At 63.4% G+C, this 16,273-nt stretch carries 16 protein-coding genes; 8 read left to right on the forward strand and 8 right to left on the reverse strand.

Features of this window, described 5'->3' with window-relative positions:
* Positions 1 to 6 precede the first annotated feature (6 nt).
* Entirely contained in the window at positions 7 to 1,038 is a 1,032-nt protein-coding gene (queG, locus tag AB3N21_RS18950; protein WP_367936681.1) for a tRNA epoxyqueuosine(34) reductase QueG, read from the forward strand.
* A gap of 71 nt (positions 1,039 to 1,109) precedes the next feature.
* Positions 1,110 to 3,113 (forward strand): hydantoinase/oxoprolinase N-terminal domain-containing protein, encoded by a 2,004-nt coding sequence (locus AB3N21_RS18955; protein WP_367936682.1) that lies wholly within the window; start codon positions 1,110 to 1,112, stop codon positions 3,111 to 3,113.
* A gap of 73 nt (positions 3,114 to 3,186) precedes the next feature.
* On the opposite strand, the gene msrA is transcribed toward AB3N21_RS18955, so the two are convergent.
* The 3 genes from msrA to AB3N21_RS18970 all read right to left on the reverse strand — a co-directional run bounded on the left by msrA (position 3,187) and on the right by AB3N21_RS18970 (position 5,148).
* Positions 3,187 to 3,699: a peptide-methionine (S)-S-oxide reductase MsrA gene (gene msrA / locus AB3N21_RS18960; protein ID WP_367936683.1), complete on the reverse strand. Its 513-nt coding sequence runs from the start codon at positions 3,697 to 3,699 to the stop codon at positions 3,187 to 3,189.
* Positions 3,696 to 4,145 (reverse strand): peptide-methionine (R)-S-oxide reductase MsrB, encoded by a 450-nt coding sequence (gene msrB, locus AB3N21_RS18965; protein WP_367936684.1) that lies wholly within the window; start codon positions 4,143 to 4,145, stop codon positions 3,696 to 3,698. Before msrB ends, msrA begins: the two co-directional genes overlap by 4 nt.
* Before the next feature lie 124 nt (positions 4,146 to 4,269).
* Positions 4,270 to 5,148, reverse strand: a complete 879-nt coding sequence (locus AB3N21_RS18970) for a DMT family transporter (protein WP_367936685.1) — start codon at positions 5,146 to 5,148, stop codon at positions 4,270 to 4,272.
* A gap of 199 nt (positions 5,149 to 5,347) precedes the next feature.
* Here AB3N21_RS18970 and AB3N21_RS18975 point away from each other — a divergent pair, with 199 nt between their 5' ends.
* Complete coding sequence (locus tag AB3N21_RS18975; protein WP_367936707.1) at positions 5,348 to 5,644, forward strand: antibiotic biosynthesis monooxygenase; 297 nt, start codon at positions 5,348 to 5,350, stop codon at positions 5,642 to 5,644.
* A gap of 161 nt (positions 5,645 to 5,805) precedes the next feature.
* On the opposite strand, the gene AB3N21_RS18980 is transcribed toward AB3N21_RS18975, so the two are convergent.
* The 3 genes from AB3N21_RS18980 to ade form a co-directional block, all read right to left on the reverse strand.
* Entirely contained in the window at positions 5,806 to 6,093 is a 288-nt protein-coding gene (locus tag AB3N21_RS18980) for an HU family DNA-binding protein (protein WP_171177802.1), read from the reverse strand.
* Between the two features lie 131 nt (positions 6,094 to 6,224).
* Positions 6,225 to 7,688: an AMP nucleosidase gene (locus AB3N21_RS18985; protein WP_367936686.1), complete on the reverse strand. Its 1,464-nt coding sequence runs from the start codon at positions 7,686 to 7,688 to the stop codon at positions 6,225 to 6,227.
* Positions 7,685 to 9,487 (reverse strand): adenine deaminase, encoded by a 1,803-nt coding sequence (ade, locus tag AB3N21_RS18990; protein WP_367936687.1) that lies wholly within the window; start codon positions 9,485 to 9,487, stop codon positions 7,685 to 7,687. Before ade ends, AB3N21_RS18985 begins: the two co-directional genes overlap by 4 nt.
* 125 nt (positions 9,488 to 9,612) lie before the next feature.
* Between ade and AB3N21_RS18995 the strand changes: the two genes are divergently transcribed.
* Complete coding sequence (locus tag AB3N21_RS18995) at positions 9,613 to 10,044, forward strand: glyoxalase (protein WP_367936688.1); 432 nt, start codon at positions 9,613 to 9,615, stop codon at positions 10,042 to 10,044.
* A 208-nt stretch (positions 10,045 to 10,252) separates the two neighbouring features.
* Here AB3N21_RS18995 and AB3N21_RS19000 read toward each other — a convergent pair whose 3' ends face one another.
* Positions 10,253 to 11,128, reverse strand: coding sequence for a LysR family transcriptional regulator (locus tag AB3N21_RS19000; RefSeq protein ID WP_367936689.1), 876 nt, complete (start codon positions 11,126 to 11,128; stop codon positions 10,253 to 10,255).
* Between the two features lie 126 nt (positions 11,129 to 11,254).
* On the opposite strand from AB3N21_RS19000, the gene AB3N21_RS19005 reads away from it, so the two are divergent.
* Genes AB3N21_RS19005 through AB3N21_RS19020 form a run of 4 tightly spaced genes read left to right on the forward strand, consistent with a single transcriptional unit; the run spans position 11,255 to position 15,213 of the window.
* Positions 11,255 to 12,010, forward strand: a complete 756-nt coding sequence (locus tag AB3N21_RS19005; protein WP_367936690.1) for a class II aldolase and adducin N-terminal domain-containing protein — start codon at positions 11,255 to 11,257, stop codon at positions 12,008 to 12,010.
* Between the two features lie 10 nt (positions 12,011 to 12,020).
* Positions 12,021 to 12,860 (forward strand): 3-methyl-2-oxobutanoate hydroxymethyltransferase, encoded by an 840-nt coding sequence (locus AB3N21_RS19010; protein WP_367936691.1) that lies wholly within the window; start codon positions 12,021 to 12,023, stop codon positions 12,858 to 12,860.
* Complete coding sequence (locus tag AB3N21_RS19015) at positions 12,839 to 14,155, forward strand: M24 family metallopeptidase (RefSeq protein WP_367936692.1); 1,317 nt, start codon at positions 12,839 to 12,841, stop codon at positions 14,153 to 14,155. Before AB3N21_RS19010 ends, AB3N21_RS19015 begins: the two co-directional genes overlap by 22 nt.
* A 26-nt stretch (positions 14,156 to 14,181) precedes the next feature.
* Positions 14,182 to 15,213, forward strand: a complete 1,032-nt coding sequence (locus AB3N21_RS19020) for a sterol desaturase family protein (protein WP_367936693.1) — start codon at positions 14,182 to 14,184, stop codon at positions 15,211 to 15,213.
* 85 nt (positions 15,214 to 15,298) lie between these two features.
* Here the strand turns inward: AB3N21_RS19020 and AB3N21_RS19025 are convergent, their stop codons facing one another.
* Positions 15,299 to 16,246 (reverse strand): GlxA family transcriptional regulator, encoded by a 948-nt coding sequence (locus AB3N21_RS19025; protein ID WP_367936694.1) that lies wholly within the window; start codon positions 16,244 to 16,246, stop codon positions 15,299 to 15,301.
* Positions 16,247 to 16,273: the final 27 nt, after the last annotated feature.

A 16,273-nucleotide genomic window follows, 5' to 3' on the forward strand; every position in this document is an offset into this window, starting at 1 on the left:
AGAAGAATGGGGTCTTCGCTGAAAGATAAGCTGGTGGAACAGGCCCGGTCCGAGGGGTTCGTGTCCTGTCGTGTCTGCCGCCCGTGGGATGTGCCGCAGGTGCCCGAGCGGCTGGCGGCCTTTGTCGAGGCCGGGTATCACGGGCAGATGGGCTGGATGGCCGAGCGGATGCATTGGCGGGGCGATCCGGCAGCGCTGTGGCCCGAGGCGCGGTCGGTGATCATGCTGGCCGAGAGCTATACGCCCGATCATGATCCGAGGGCAGTGCTGGAGCAGCGGGATCGGGGCGCGATTTCGGTTTATGCGCAGAACAAGGATTACCACGATCTGGTCAAGAAGCGGCTGAAACGGCTGGCGCGCTGGCTGATTGCCGAGGGTGGCGGTGAGGTGAAGGTGTTTGTCGACACCGCCCCGGTACCCGAGAAGGCGCTGGGTCAGGCGGCGGGGCTGGGTTGGCAGGGCAAGCACACCAACCTGCTGAGCCGGGATTGGGGCAATTGGGCCTTTATAGGGTCTATTTTTACCACTCTGGAGCTACCAGTTGATGCGGCTGAGATAGATCGGTGCGGCTCTTGCCGGGCGTGTCTTGACTGCTGTCCGACGGACGCGTTTCCGGCGCCCTATCAGCTGGATGCGCGGCGCTGCATTTCTTATCTGACCATCGAGCACAAGGGTCCGGTGGAGGAAGAGTTGCGCGGCAAGCTGGGCAACCGGATCTATGGCTGCGACGATTGTCTGGCCGCCTGTCCATGGAACAAGTTCGCCGTGGCGGCCAGCGACATGCGCTACGCCGCGCGTGAGGAGTTGAAGGCACCGAAGCTGGCCGAACTGGTAGCACTCGACGATGCGGCGTTCCGGGCGCTGTTTTCCGGCTCTCCGATCAAGCGGATCGGCCGCGACCGCTTTGTGCGTAACGTGCTCTATGCCATTGGCAATTCCGGCGAGCCTGGGTTGTTGCCGGCGGCGCAGGCTTTGGTGGGCGATCCGGACCCGGCGGTGGCCGATGCGGCACGCTGGGCGGTGAAACGACTGGCGTAAATGACGCAAACAGGCTGGACGTGCCGGGTGCAGCCGTTATTCAGCATCAGGCGAACAGAAGGAGGAATCCCATGGCGCTGGCTTTGGGAGTGGATACGGGCGGAACCTACACCGATGCGGTGCTGATCCGGGATGAGAAAGAGGTGATCGCCTCGGCCAAGTCCCTGACCACCCGCGCCGATCTGGCGATTGGGGTCGGCAAGGCGATCCGTGCCGTGCTGGACGAGGCGGGCGTGGCCGCAGAGGAGGTGTCGCTGGCCTCGCTGTCGACAACGCTTGCCACCAATGCGCTGGTCGAGGGGCAGGGCGGCCGGGTGGCGCTGATCTATATCGGCTTTCGCGAGAGTGATCTGGAAAAGCACGAGCTGAAGGATGCGCTCAAGGGTGATCCGGCGCTGGTTCTGGCGGGCGGGCACAGCTATGCGGGGGGCGAGGTGGCGCCACTGGATTTGGCGGCGCTGGAGGCGTTTTTGTACACGAATCCCGGCGTTTCCGGGTTTGCCGTGGCGGCGCAGTTCGCCACCCGCAACCCGGCGCATGAGGTCGAGGCCGCACGGATCATCGCCGAACGGACCGGGGCGCCGGTGACCTGCTCGCACCAGTTGTCTGCCAAGCTGAACGGGCCGAAGCGGGCGGTGACCGCAGTGCTGAACGCGCGGCTGATCGGGATGATCGACCGGCTGATCGGGCGGGCGCAGGACACGTTGCGCGATCTGGGCATTACCGCGCCGATGATGGTGGTGCGCGGCGATGGTGCTTTGATGAGCGCCGAACAGGCGCGGGAACGGCCCATCGAGACGATCCTGAGCGGACCGGCGGCCTCCATTGTGGGCGCGCGCTGGCTGACCGGGGTCGAGGAGGCGCTGGTCTCGGATATCGGCGGGACGACCACGGATGTGGCTCTGATCCGGGGCGGCAAGCCTGCGATTGACCCGGCGGGCGCGCGCGTGGGCGGGTTCCGCACCATGGTCGAGGCGGTGGCGATGCGCACCCATGGGCTGGGCGGGGACAGTCAGGTTCATGCGGTGACCGAGGGGTTGGGCGGAGGCGTGTTCCTGGGCCCGCGCCGGGTGTTGCCGGTGTCGCTGATCGCGGCTGAGGCGGGCGAGGTGGTGCATGCGGCGCTGGACGAGCAGTTGCGCGCAACCACCGTGGGCGAGCATGACGCGCGTTTTGCCAGGGCGGTTGCCGGGGTGCCGGTGGATGGGATCGGTGCGCGCGAGGCCACGCTGCTGGAGCGGTTGGGTGATCAGATGCTGCCACTTGGCAGGCTGTTGCGAACCCGGATGGAGCATGGGGCGCTGACGCGGCTGGTGGACCGGGGGATCGTGCAGGTCTCGGGCGTGACGCCGTCGGATGCGAGCCACGTGCTGGGGCGGCTTGATGCATGGGATGCCGAGGCGGCGCGCAAGGGGCTGGAGCTGTTCGCCCGCAAGCGGACCGGTAGCGGCGATCGGCTGGCTGCGGGGCCCGAGGCGTTGGCGAAGATAATCGTCGATCAGTTGACGGAACAGACCGCTTTGACCTTGTTAGAGAGTGCTTTTGCGGAGGAAGCGGAGGAGTTTGGCCTGCCTTCAGATCAGCTCGCACGGCATGTGCTGACCCAGCGCGGGTTGGTGCGGCACAGGGGGCTGCTGGCGTTGGATGCGGCGCTGAACGTGGATGTGGTGGGGCTTGGTGCTTCGGCGCCGAGCTATTATCCGGCGGTTGGGGAGCGGCTGCATTGCGGGATGATCCTGCCCGAACACGCGGGTGTGGCCAATGCCATTGGCGCGGTGGTGGGCCGGGTCACTTTCCGCCGGGCCGGAACGGTGACGTCGCCGTCGGAAGGGCGGTATCGGGTGCATCTTGAGGATGGGCCGCAGGATTTTGGCGGGTCGGATGAGGCACTGGCCTTGCTGGAAAGCGTGTTGCGGGGCGAGGCCGAGGGGGCGGCAAAGGAGGCCGGGGCCGAGGATATCCGGGTTTTGGTCGAGCGGGATATCCGTACCGTGCGCGTTGAGGGGCGCGATGTGTTTGTCGAGGGGATGCTGACCGTTGAGGCGAGTGGGCGGCCCCGGGTGGCGGCGGGGTAAGGCGGATATCCCCCTCACCCTAGCCCTCTCCCCCGAGGGGAGAGGGGATTTTGCGTGTGGGTGGGGTTGGGGCTTATTCCGCGGCGTCGGTGCGTCTGGGCAGGACCCAGCCGGGGCGCGGGAAGTGGCAGGTGTAGCCGTTGGGGTGGCGGAGCAGATAGTCCTGATGTTCTGGCTCGGCCTCCCAGAAGTCGCCCACCGGTTCCACTTCGGTCACCACCTTGCCGGGCCAGATGCCCAAGGCGTCCACATCGGCGATGGTGTCGAGCGCGGTCGCCTTCTGATCCTCATCTAAGTAGTAGATGGCCGAGCGGTAGCTCATGCCGACGTCATTACCCTGACGGTTGACGGTGGTCGGGTCGTGGATCTGAAAGAAGAACTCCAGCAACTCGCGATAGGAGATCTGCGCGGGATCGAACGAGATCTCGATCCCTTCAGCGTGGGTGCCGTGGTTGCGGTAGGTGGCGTTGGGCACGTCACCGCCGGTATATCCGACGCGGGTGCGGCTGATGCCGGGCAGTTTGCGGATCAGGTCTTGCATGCCCCAGAAGCAGCCTCCGGCCAGTACGGCGCGATGTTCGGTCATGCGATATCCTCCACTTGGTTCAGGTAGTCTGCGTAGCCTTCGGCCTCCATGTCGTCGCGGTGGACGAAGCGGAGCGAGGCGGAGTTGATGCAGTAGCGCAGCCCGCCGCGGTCGCGCGGGCCGTCGGGAAAGACGTGGCCCAGGTGGCTGTCGCCATGGGCCGAGCGGACCTCGGTGCGGATCATGCCCAGCGAGCGGTCTTCAAGCTCAGTCACATGGGCGGGTTCGATGGGTTTGGTAAAGCTGGGCCAGCCGCAGCCGGATTCGTATTTGTCGGACGAGGCAAAGAGCGGCTCGCCCGAGACGATGTCGACATAGATGCCCGGTTCCTTGTTGTTCAGCAGCTTGCCGGTGCCGGGGCGCTCGGTGCCGTCGCGTTGGGTGACGCGGAACTCTTCGGGGGAGAGGGCGGCGATGGCCTCGGGGTCTTTGAAATAGCGGGTCATGGCTCCTCCTGACTTTTCGGCTGAGGCAGTAGATGGGATTCCTGTGGCCGATGCAAAGGATTGTTTCAACCGCCTCGCGCGGTTGTGGCGGCGGGACCTGCGTATTTGGGGCAAGAAGAAGCGGTCAGGCGGGTTTCGGCACCGGCTGGCGCGAGAGCTGAACGGCGAGGATGCCCAAGGTGGTGATCGCGACGCCGATTGCGTCGAGGGGGCCGAGAGCCTCGCCCAGCAGTAGGGCGGCGATGGCGACGCCGAAGACCGGGTTGAGGAAGTGGAAGGTGGCTGCGCGGATCGCGCCGATGCGGTTCAGCAGCAGGAACCAGACGAAGGTGGCGGTCAGGCCGGGGATGAGGGTGGTGTAAGCAAAGGCCAGCGCCAGCGGCAGCGTCGGGTTGATCCGGATGGTTTCGAAGATTGGTGCGGCGAGGAAGAGGACGCCCGAGCCCACCAGCATCTGCAGCCCAACCACCATCATGAAATTCCCGCCCGAGGTTGCACCGCGCAGGGCCAGCGTTGCCGTGGCCAGCGCCAGCGCGCCGATGCAGCACAGAAGCACGCCGAACATGTCGATCCCGGCGCTGATGCGGGCGCTCATGATCAGGGCGACCCCGGCAAAGCCTGCGAGCAGGCCGACGATGCCGAGCGGGCGGAGGCGTTCGCCGAACAGGGCCCAGCCCGCCAATGCGACGAGCAGCGGCATGGTTGAGGCGATGATGGCGGCGACGGAGGCCTCGACCGTTTGCATGGCGTAGAAGTTGAGGCCCAGATAGAGCGCGTTCTGGCAGATGCCGAACAGGATGGTGGCGTACCATTGCGGGCGGGTCAGGTGCCAGCCTTGGCCCATGGCGCGGGCGATGGCCACGCCCAGAAGGCCAGAGATGAGAAAGCGCAGGGCGAGGGAGAAGAGTGGCGAGGCGTCGGCCACGATGATGCGGGCCGAGGTGAAGGCCGAGGACCACATGAAGGCAAAGGCCAGCCCCATGGCAATGGCACGGATGTCCATGATGTTCCTCTCGTCTCAGGTCGGCGCGACAGTTTCGGATTTCGGTAGGCTGTGCAAGGGGCGATCCTTTTTATACACGCGTCGATTTGGCTGCGTTTCGAACCTACCCAACGGCACCTGTGCTATAATCCGCGTATGCGATTTCGGTTTTGCTGAAAAAATCTCAGACCAACGAATTCAGCACAGGGAGGAAACCCCAGTGATTATGCGAATTTTTCAAGTTGTGGTTCGGCCCGGGAAAGAAAGCGAATTCAGTGACTTCTTTCACAATACCGCAATCCCGTTGATGAAAGGCACTGACGGCATCGTGTCTGTATTGCCTGGCGCACCCAGAGTGGACAGCCCCAGGGAATTCAGCTTTGTAATGGTGTGGAAGGACTTGCAGTCTTTAAAGGCTTTCGTCGGTGAAGACTACCAAAGCCCACACATCGACCCGGCCGAAGCGGAACTGGTCGAGTCGAGAACAATAAAGCACTACGATTTGGTCTCGGATTGATGCCTGTTGGGTACGAACCGGATGCACCAGGCTGAGAATTTTATGCTTTAAGCCTATTGGATGCCAGGATTGTTCTCTGGCGTGGTCTCGACATCGCAGTGACCAAAAGGAAAAAGGGCCGCCCCATGGCGACCCCTTGGTGTTCGATCTATATGATCCGATCAGCCGTTCACGCTGTCCTTCAGCGCCTTGGCGATGGTCATCTTGACCACCTTGTCGGCCTCTTTCTTGAACTGCTCGCCGGTGGCGGGGTTGCGCACCATGCGCTCGGGGCGCTCGCGGCAGTAGATCTTGCCAACACCCGGCAGGGTCACGGCGCCGCCCGCGGAAACTTCACGGGTGATCAGGCCGGTGATCGCTTCAAGCGCGGCGTTGGCGGATTTCTTGTCGGTTCCCATTTCCTCGGCCAGTGCTGCGACGAGCTGAGTTTTGGTCATAGGCTTTGCCATTTCTTGGTCTCCTTACTGTGCCCGATCCATAGGGCCTCACCGCGTAACTCTAACGGTATATTGTGTAGTAACACAACGAATAGTAGCGATGAAAAGCCCAAAAATAGGGGGAAATCGAGGATTTTTTGCGCTCAGAGGAAGGCCGTCTCGTCAAATGAGCGCAATTTCCGGCTGTGGAGCCGCTCCAGTGGCATTCCGCGCAGCGCCTCCATGGCACGGATTCCGATCCTCAGGTGGCGGCTGACCTGGGTTGTATAGAACGCCGAGGCCATGCCGGGAAGCTTCAATTCGCCATGCAGCGGCTTGTCCGAGACGCAGAGGAGCGTGCCGTAGGGAACCCGGAACCGATAGCCGTTGGCGGCGATGGTGGCGCTTTCCATGTCCAGCGCGATGGCGCGGGACTGGCTGAGGCGCTGCACCGGACCGGACTGGTCGCGCAGTTCCCAGTTGCGGTTGTCGATGGTGGCGACGGTGCCGGTGCGCATGATGCGCTTGAGGTCATAGCCGCTGAGCTCGGTGATCTCGGCCACCGCCTGTTCCAGCGCAATCTGGATCTCGGCCAGCGCCGGGATCGGCACCCAGACCGGCAGGTCGTCATCGAGAACGTGATCCTCGCGGAGATAGGCGTGGGCGAGCACGAAATCCCCCAGCGCCTGCGTGTTGCGCAGCCCGGCGCAGTGGCCAACCATCAGCCAGGCGTGGGGGCGCAGCACCGCAATGTGATCGGTGGCGGTTTTTGCATTCGACGGACCGACGCCGATATTGACCAGCGTGATGCCCGAACCATCCTCGCGTTTCAGGTGATAGGTGGGCATTTGCGGCAGCTTTAGCGGAGCCTCGATCTCGGTCTCGGCATCGGTAATCTCGACATTTCCGGTGGAAACGAAGCTGGTGTAGCCGCTGTCCGGATCGGCCAGTTGGGCGCGGGCATAAGCCTCGAACTCGGACACGTAGAACTGGTAGTTGGTGAACAGCACGTGGTTCTGGAAATGCTCGGCCGCCGTCGCGGTATAATGCGCCAGCCGGGCGAGCGAGTAATCGACGCGCTGGGCGGTGAACAGCGACAGCGGGCCGGTGTCGTCCTCTTCGCTGTTGGTGCCGTTGACGATGTCGTCGTTGGTGGTTGAAAGGTCAGGCACATCGAACGCGTCGCGCAGGGTGAAACCGGCGGCGCCTTCCTGCGGCACCACCAGATCCGGGTTGTTGGCCACGGCGAAATGCACCGGGATCGGCGTTGTCGAAGGGCCGATCGTGACCGGTTGGCCATGGTTGCGGATCAGCAGGGCGATCTGCTGGGTCAGGTAGGCGCGGAACAGGTCGGGCCGGGTCACGGTGGTGGCGTGAGAGCCGGGGTTCGACACGTGCCCATAGCTCAGTCGGCTGTCGACCTGCGCATAGGATGACGTTGCGATGCGAATTTCAGGGTAGAAGGCGCGGTACCGGCCTTTGGGCGCCCCGTTTGCCATGGTTTCCGAGAACTTCTGGCACAGGAAATCGGTGGCCTGTTCGTACAGCTCCTCCAGCCGCGCGACGGCGGCGTCAGCGTCGGTGAATCGTTCCGGTTCGGGTGCGTTCGGTGTTTTTATCGTTGTCATGCAAGCGGTTCCAGAAGGTCGATCTTTTCAAAAGTGCGGACGTCCACAAGGCCCAGGTCTGAGATCCGCAGCTCGGGAATCACCACCAGCGCCAGCAGCGAGTGCTGCATGTAGGCGTTGTTCAGTTGGCAGCCGCAGGCCTGCATCGCCTCGACCATGGCCTGCGCATTGGCGGCGACCTCGGTGGCCGGGCTGTCGGACATCAGCCCGGCGATGGGCAGTTCCACCAGCGCCAGTTCTTCGCCGTCGCGGAAGATGGTGATGCCGCCGCCAACCTCGGCCAGCCGGTTGGCGGCCAGCGCCATCTGCGCGCGGTCGGTGCCCACCACGATCATGTGATGGCTGTCATGGGCGACGGTCGAGGCCATGGCCATCCGGCCCTTATAGCCAAAGCCAGAGACAAAGGCGTTGGTGACGCCGCCGGTGGCGCGGTGCCGTTCGACCAGTGCGATCTGGCAGGTGTCCCCTTCGCCTTCGACCAGACCGTTTGCCACCGGCAACTCGGCCTTGAGGGCCTTGGTCGGGGCCTGGTTTTCCACCACGCCGATGACGTTTGCACGCACCCGGTTGGCGCCCTCGGGGGCCTTGATCTCGAAGTCCTCTTCCGTCAGCGCGTGCCCCAGATGCACCGTGTTGCGGGCGGTATCCGGCCAGTCGTAATGTGGACAATCCACCGTAATAGAGCCGTTTTCGGCCACGATCTGCCCCCGAGCGATCACCAGTTCGATGGGCAGTTCGGTCAGGTCGGAACTGAGGATCACATCCGCCCGGCGCCCGGGGGTGATCGAGCCGATCTCGCGCTCCAGCCCGAAATGGGTGGCGGTGTTGATCGTGGCCATCTGTAGCGCCACCAGCGGATCGCAGCCACAGGTGATGGCGTGACGCACGACACGGTTCATGTGGCCGTCATTGACCAGTGTGCCCGAGTGGCAGTCATCGGTGCACAGGATGAAACTGCGCGGGTCGAGGCCCTTTTCGGTCACCGCCGTGATCTGGCTTTCCACGTCATACCAGGCCGAGCCCAGCCGCATCATCGACCGCATCCCCTGCCGCACACGCGCAATGGCGTCGGCCTCGCAGGTGCCCTCGTGATCGTCCGCCGGACCACCGGCGACATAGGCTGCGAAGTTTGGCCCCAGATCGGGCGAGGCATAGTGCCCACCGACCGTCTTGCCTGCCCGCTGAGTGGCGGCGATCTCGGCCAGCATCTTGGGGTCGGCATTGGACACGCCCGGGAAGTTCATCATCTCGCCCAGCCCGATGATGCCGGGCCAGGTCATCGCCTCGGCCACATCTTCGGCCGTGATCTCGTACCCGGTGGTCTCAAGCCCCGGCGCCGAGGGCGCGCAGGAGGGCATTTGGGTGAAGATATTCACCGGCTGCATCAGTGCCTCGTCATGCATCATCCGCACGCCGTTCAGCCCGAGCACATTGGCGATCTCATGCGGGTCGGTGAACATCGAGGTGGTGCCATGCGGGATGACGGCGCGGGCGAATTCGGCGGGGGTCAGCATGCCGGATTCGATGTGCATATGCGCATCGCACAGGCCGGGGATCATGTAGTGGCCATTCGCCTCGATGATCTGCGTATCCGGCCCGGTGCAATGCGAGGCATCGGGGCCGACAAAGGCGATGCGGCCTGCGGCGATGGCGATGGAGTGACCGGGCAGCGCCTCACGGCTGTGGACGTTGATCCAGATGCCGTCGCGGATCACCATGTCTGCGGGCGCGCGGCCGGCGGCAACGGCGATCAGACGGGGGGCGACATCGGGCCAACTGGGGAAGGGTGCGTGTTCCATGGCTCAACTTTCCCGAATGCTGCGGCAGGTGCAACCCCCGCCGGGGCGGTATCGTGAAACCGTCACGAAATCTGCTTGGCCGTAGGGGCTTGCGTGACCCTGCGTGCCCGGGTCAGGGTGGGCGCATGGATTATGAGACGATAGATGCGGACGGGTTCGGCCGGTCCCTGCGCGGGATCGGGTTGAACCTGCTGGTGCGGGATGTGAAGACGGAATGCGCCTTTTTAGAGACTGTTTTTGAGATGGAGAGCCATCAGGTGACGGCGGATTTCGCCATTGTCACCTATGGGGATCAGGTGTTTCAGCTGCATAGCGACGGCACCTATCATTCCAATCCGTTGCTGGGTTTGCTGCCGGAAAACCCGCCGCGCGGGGCGGGGGTGGAAATCCGGCTGTATGACACCGATCCGGATGCCGCCGCCGCGCGGGCAGAGGAGGCCGGTGCGATGGTTTTGCAGGCTGCCGCCGACAAGCCACACGGGCTGCGTGAGGCCTATATCCTGTGTGAAAACGGATATGCGTGGGTGCCGAGCCGCCCTAAGTACAGGGTGGAGTAACGCCGGATCGTTTTGTCAGGCCCGGAATCAAGGCACGTAGTGCCTCCGGGCCGCGCTCTCCCTCCTCCATGGGAGGGCGCATTGGCGATGTCATGTACCGCTCAGCCGACGTTCGGGCTTGTGAGATAAACCGTTGACCGCAAGCCGAGCGAGCGCCAACCCGAGGGAGGGCGCGGCCCTCTGTGGGCTGTGAGTTCTTAATTAGCCTCTAATCCGTAGCTTCTGCCGCAATCTCCGCCCGTATCCAGTTGGCGAACGCCACCGCGCCGGGGGTCTCTTTGGCCTGCGGGGAAAGCAGCAGGTAATAGGCCTCGGGCATCGGCACGCGGTGTTCGAACGGGGCGATCAGACGACCTTCGGCGATCAGGCCGCGCGCGATGGTGTCATGGGCCAGGCACAGCCCGCCCCCCGCCATCGCCACCGACAGGCTGACCATATAGGTGGTCGCGTAGGTAATCGGTGGGTTGGACCAGGGCAGGCCCTGATCCTCGGCCCAACTGGCCCAGTTCGACAGCAGGTTGGAACAGTCATAGAGCGGCTGCATGTGCAGATCGTCCAGCGTCACCGCAAAATCGGGGGCGCAGACCGGATAATAGTGGTCGGTCCGCAAAAGCTCGGTCCGCACGGTGTCGGCGGGGCGCAAGGAATAGCGAATCTCGACTGCCGCGCCCTCGGCCATCTCGCGGGGCTCCCAAAGCTCGGTGAAGATATTCAACTGCACCTCGGGATGCAGCGCGCGAAAGGCCGGCAGGCGGGGGCCCAGCCAGTTCACTGCAAATGTGATGTTGGACTGCACCTGCACCGTGTTCTGCTGATCCCCGGTTACCGCCCGGGTGCCGCGCACCAGGGTGCGGAACGCTTCGCGCACCACGGGCAGATAGGTGATGCCCGCCTCGGTCAGCTCCAGCGCGCGGGGGCGGCGGTGAAACAGCGGCTGGCCCAGATACCCCTCCAGCGATTTGATCTGCTGGCTGACCGCGCTTTGCGTCATGTTCAGATCGCGCGCGGCGCCGGTAAAGGACAAGTGGCGGGCGGCGGCCTCGAAGGTGCGCAGCCAGCCCAGCGGGGGGAGTGGGTTCTGCATGTGCATAACCTTGGCATAAGTTGAACTAATGGGATAGCTGCGAATTTTTCGTTGGTCAAATTCGGGCGCGGGATGCAGGTTTTTAGATACCCGGGGAAACGGCCCCGGCACCACGGAGAATCAGCCATGACCGTCACCAATCTACGGCCCAACATGGACCACTGGTCCGAACGTGTAGACATGGCCGCCGCGTTTCGCTGGACGGTGCGGCTGAACATGCATGAAGGGGTGGCGAACCACTTTAGCCTGGCGGTGAACGAGGATGGCACCCGGTTCCTGATGAACCCCAATCAGGTGCATTTCGAACGCATCCGCGCCTCGGACCTGCTGCTGCTGGATGCCAATGACCCGAACGTGATGGACCAGCCCGGCGCGCCGGACCCGACGGCCTGGGGGCTGCATGGCTCGATCCACCGGCTGTGCCCGCAGGCGCGTTGCGTGATGCATGTGCATTCGATCCACGCCACGGTTCTGGCCTCGCTCGCCGACAGCAACCTGCCACCGATCGACCAGAACACTGCGACCTTCTACAACCGCTACGTCATCGACGAGGAATTCGGCGGGCTGGCCTTTGAGAGCGAGGGCGAACGCTGCGCCTCGATGCTGACCGACCCGAAGAAGAAAGTAATGATCATGGGCAACCATGGCGTGCTGGTGATCGGCAGCGACCCGGCCGATGCCTTTAACAGGCTCTATTATTTCGAACGCGCCGCCGAAACCTATATCCGCGCGTTGCAAACCGGGCAGAAGCTGCGGGTGCTGAGCCACGAGATCGCCGAGAAGACTGCGCAAGAGCTGGACGACTATCCCGGTCAGGCCGAGGCGCACCTGCGTGAGATCAAGGCCATCCTCGACGCCGAAGGCTCAAACTACGCCCAATAGGGACCGCCAGATGAAGAATATCTACACATACGGCGGCCGACCGGCCCGCCGCAATCTGACCGTTGCCTGCCTGCGGGCGAACAAGGCGGCGGGGCGGAAGATGACCCAGGTCTCGGCCATCACCGAGGAAGAGGCGCGCGCCTGCGAAGAGATAGGGATCGACATGATCACCATTTCGGATCTGGACTATGACGCAGTGCGGCGTGGCGCACCGCATACGTTTATCACTTCCAGCCAGACCATGTGCCAGTACTACGCGCCGCAGGACTGCCTGACGGCGGCGCTGAAGGCCGCCGAAAAAGGGGCGGACGCAATCTTTACCCCGCGCGGCATGGGCATTGTCGAGCTGATCGCCAATGAAGGGCTGGCGGTGCAGGGGCACGTGGGTCTGGTGCCGCGCAAATCGACCCTGACCGGGGGATTGAAGACCTATGGCAAGACCGCGGATGAAGCGATGCAGCTTCTGGACTGGATGCGCCGGTACGAGGATGCGGGTGCGGCGGCGGTTGAGGTGGAATGTGTCGCGGTCGAGGCGTTGGAGGCGATCAACCACAAGACCTCGCTTTTGACCCATTCCATCGGCGCCGGGTCGGGCGGCGACATCATCTTTTCCTTTATGGAGGACATCTGTGGCGACGTGGAAAACCCGCCGCGCCATGCCAAGGCGTGGGGCGATCTGCTGTCGCTGCGCAAGGCGATGGGGGCGGAGCGTGAGAAGGCGCTGACCGGTTTTCGCACGGATGTGCAGTCGGGGGCGTTCCCGGATGCGGCGCATACCGTGGGAATGCTGCCGGGCGAGCAAGAGAAACTCAAAGAGGCTTTGGACAAATGGACGCCCGTACATCAGTGAACGATGCCACCGATTATTCGAAGCGCTTTGCGGCCAAGCCGTTGCCGCTGACGCTGGAACAGGCGGCGTGGATGACGCCGCCGACGCAGCTGGTGGATACCGAGGGCATGATCGACGTGCCCCGCATGCGCCGCTATCGCCAGAACCGCTTGCGCGAGCAGATGAAGGCGCACGGGCTGGCCGCCGTGATCCTGACCGATCCGCTGTCGATCCGCTACGCCACCGGCGTGCGCAACTGCACCCTGTTCCAGATGCATATTCATGCGGGCTATCTCTTCCTGCCCGCCGAGGGTCCGGTGATCTATTTCGACAGTGAACCGGGCCGGGAAACCGGCGCGCAGCTTGAGACCATCGACGAGATCCGCGACGACCTGCTGCCGCTGTCCTACATGTTCGCGGGCTATCGCCATCAGGACTGGTGCACCACATGGGCGCAACAGATGAAGGCGCTGGTGGATGAACACTGCGGCGGCGAAACCCGGATCGGGGTGGAACGCACCGCTCCTCTGCCGCATCAGGCGCTGGAAAAACAGAGTCTGATACTAACCGATGCGGGTGAGGCGCTGGCCCACGCGCGCAAGATCAAGAGCCCCGAAGAAATCCTGTGTATGAACCAGACCATCGCGGTGGCCGAAGACGGCATGACCCGGATGCGCAATAATCTGGTCAACGGCATCACCGAGCAGGAACTGTGGTCGCATATGTGGGCCGCCAATATTGAGGGCGGCGGCGAGTGGATCGACTATCGCCTGCTGGCCTCGGGTGAACGCACCAATCCGTGGCAGCAAGAGGCGTCCAGCCGCACCATCCGGGCGGGCGATCTGGTGGTGTTCGATTGCGGCATGGTTGGCCCGTGGAGCTATGGCGCCGATATCAGCCGGGCGTACCACTGCGGGCCGGGGCGGCCCACGGATGAGCAATGCAGGCTCTACCAATACGCCCATAATGAGGTGACGCATAACGGCGCGCTGCTGCGCCCCGGCATCAGCTTTCGCGAGTTGTTCGACCAGCGTTACCGCCAGCCCGAAGGGTATAACGACCAGACCTATCCCTGCATGATGCACGGGCTCGGAATGGCCGACGAATACCCGGTGATCTACTACCCGGCGGACGAGCAGTTCCATTACGACGGCCATCTTGAGCCCGGCATGGTGATCTGCGTCGAAAGCTACGTGGGCAAGCTTGGCGGCCATGAGGGCGTCAAGCTCGAAGACCAATACCTCATCACCGATACCGGCGCGGTCTGCCTGTCGCGCTACCCGTTCGAAGACGCGCTCTTGTCGCGCGAGATCTGAGTTTTGGCCAAAGAGGAGATGCCAAAATGACCGACGCAACATCGTCCCTCGATCAGCCCGTCCAGCCGGTACAGGGCGACCAGATGGAGGATATGAGCCGGGAGTGGAACTATCACCCCGGGTTGCCTCTGGAAAACCCGTCGATCTTTCGCTGGCCGCCCGATCCGGCGTTTCTGGCCAAGTGGCTGGCGAAGAACTGGCTGACGCTCAGCGAGCGGGTGCTGATGCTGATCATGGCCGTGGCGCTGTGGTATTTCTTCTATCCGTCGCTGGAGACGGCCCAAAGCCTTGCCTTTGGTTGGATCTTCCAGATCTGGGTGGTGAATTTCGTGATGATCTTTGCCGTGGCCGGTGGCCTGCACTGGTATTTCTACATGCGCAAGGGTCAGGGCAGAAAGCTGAAATTCGAGCGCCGGGATCAGGGCAAGAACAACAAGCTGTGGAATTTCAGCGATCAGGTCTATGACAACATGTTCTGGTCGCTGGGCTCGGGCGTGCTGCAACTGACCGGGTTTCAGGTCGTGACCATGTGGCTGATGGCCAATGGCTATGCGCCGGTGATCACATTCGCCGAAAACCCGGTCTGGTTCCTGGCCTGGCTGGTGGTCATCCCGATGTGGTCCGCGTTCCATTTCTACTGGGTACACCGGCTGCTGCATCAGCCGTTCCTCTACAAGCGCGTGCATTCGCTGCACCATCGCAACGTGAATATCGGCCCCTGGTCCGGGTTCTCGATGCACCCGGTCGAGCATTTCATCTACCTGACCACGCTCTGCATCCACTGGATCGTCGCATCGCATCCGATCCACCTCTATTTCCACATCGTGTTTCAGGGGCCGGGGGCAGCAATGACCCATACCGGGTATGAGGATCTGCTGATCAAGGACAAGCGGCGGCTGGCGCTGGGCACCTTCTATCACCAGCTGCACCACCGGTATTACGAGTGTAATTACGGCAATCAGGAGATGCCGTGGGACCGCTGGTTCGGCACGTTCCACGACGGCTCGCCCGAGGCGACTGCCGAGACGCGGGCGCGCAAGAAGCGGATGTTCGGTTGATTTCCAGCATCTTCAGGCTGCCGCCTGACACCTCAATGGCGGCGGCCATAGAAAAGTTCAGCACAGGTACTCTACTCCGGGCAATTCAGGCATTTGCCGACCGCATGGCGCGCGGCGATTGCCCGAATTCCGCCCGGAACGCGCGGGTCATTGCGCTGGGATCGTCATAACCTGCGCGCAAGGCGATCTCGGCCACCGGCAGGTCGGTTTCGGCCACCAGCTTGCGCGCCAGATTCAGACGCAGGCGGCGATAGACCTGTGCTGGACTCGCACCCAAATCGGCCCGCATCCGGGCCTCGAGCACCTTTTGCGTCCTGCCCACGCGACGGGCGATCTCGGGGATCGGCAGAGGGGCCTCGAGGTTTTCCTGCATCACCGCCAGCGCTCGGTTGACATAGCCGCTGGCCGACCCAGCCCCGCCCATATGCGACCGCGCCGAGTCGCGGGTCATGAACAGCTGCGCCACCTCCAGCGCCAACGCCTGCCCCTGATCCCGCCCAATCAGATGCATCACCAGATCGAAGGCTGCCATCGCCCCGGAACAGGTGATGCGGTTGCCATCGATGACAAAGCGCTCGCGACAGGCCTCGATCTCGGGGAAGCGTTCGGCAAAGCCCGTCAGTTCTTCCCAATGGATGGTGGCGCGATGCCGGTCCAGTAGCCCCGCCTCGGCCAGAAGCCAGCTGCCTGTATCCATCCCGGCCAGCACATTGAACCGCCCCGCTGCCGACCGCAGCGCCGCCTGCGTGCGCCAGCCGACATGGCCGAGAAATCCGTAGGATGGCATCACCACCAGCATGTCCCCCGCTGACTGGGCGAGTATGTCGTGCGGCGAGACCTGCAGGCCAGAGGATGAGGTGACCGGACCGGGGTCCAGCGCGAGAAACCGCCAGTCATACAAGGCCCGCCCGGACAGGGTGTTGGCGGCGCGCAGGGGCTCGACCGTGTTGGCCAGGCAATGGTTCGAAAAGCCGTCAAACAGCAGCACGCCGATATGCTGCGTTGCAGAGGGAGTTTTTGACCAATCCTGCATGATGAACGTCTACTTTCGCATGATCAG

The sequence above is a fragment of the Ruegeria sp. genome (genome assembly GCF_040830605.1).
Classification (GTDB): Bacteria; Pseudomonadota; Alphaproteobacteria; order Rhodobacterales; family Rhodobacteraceae; genus Ruegeria.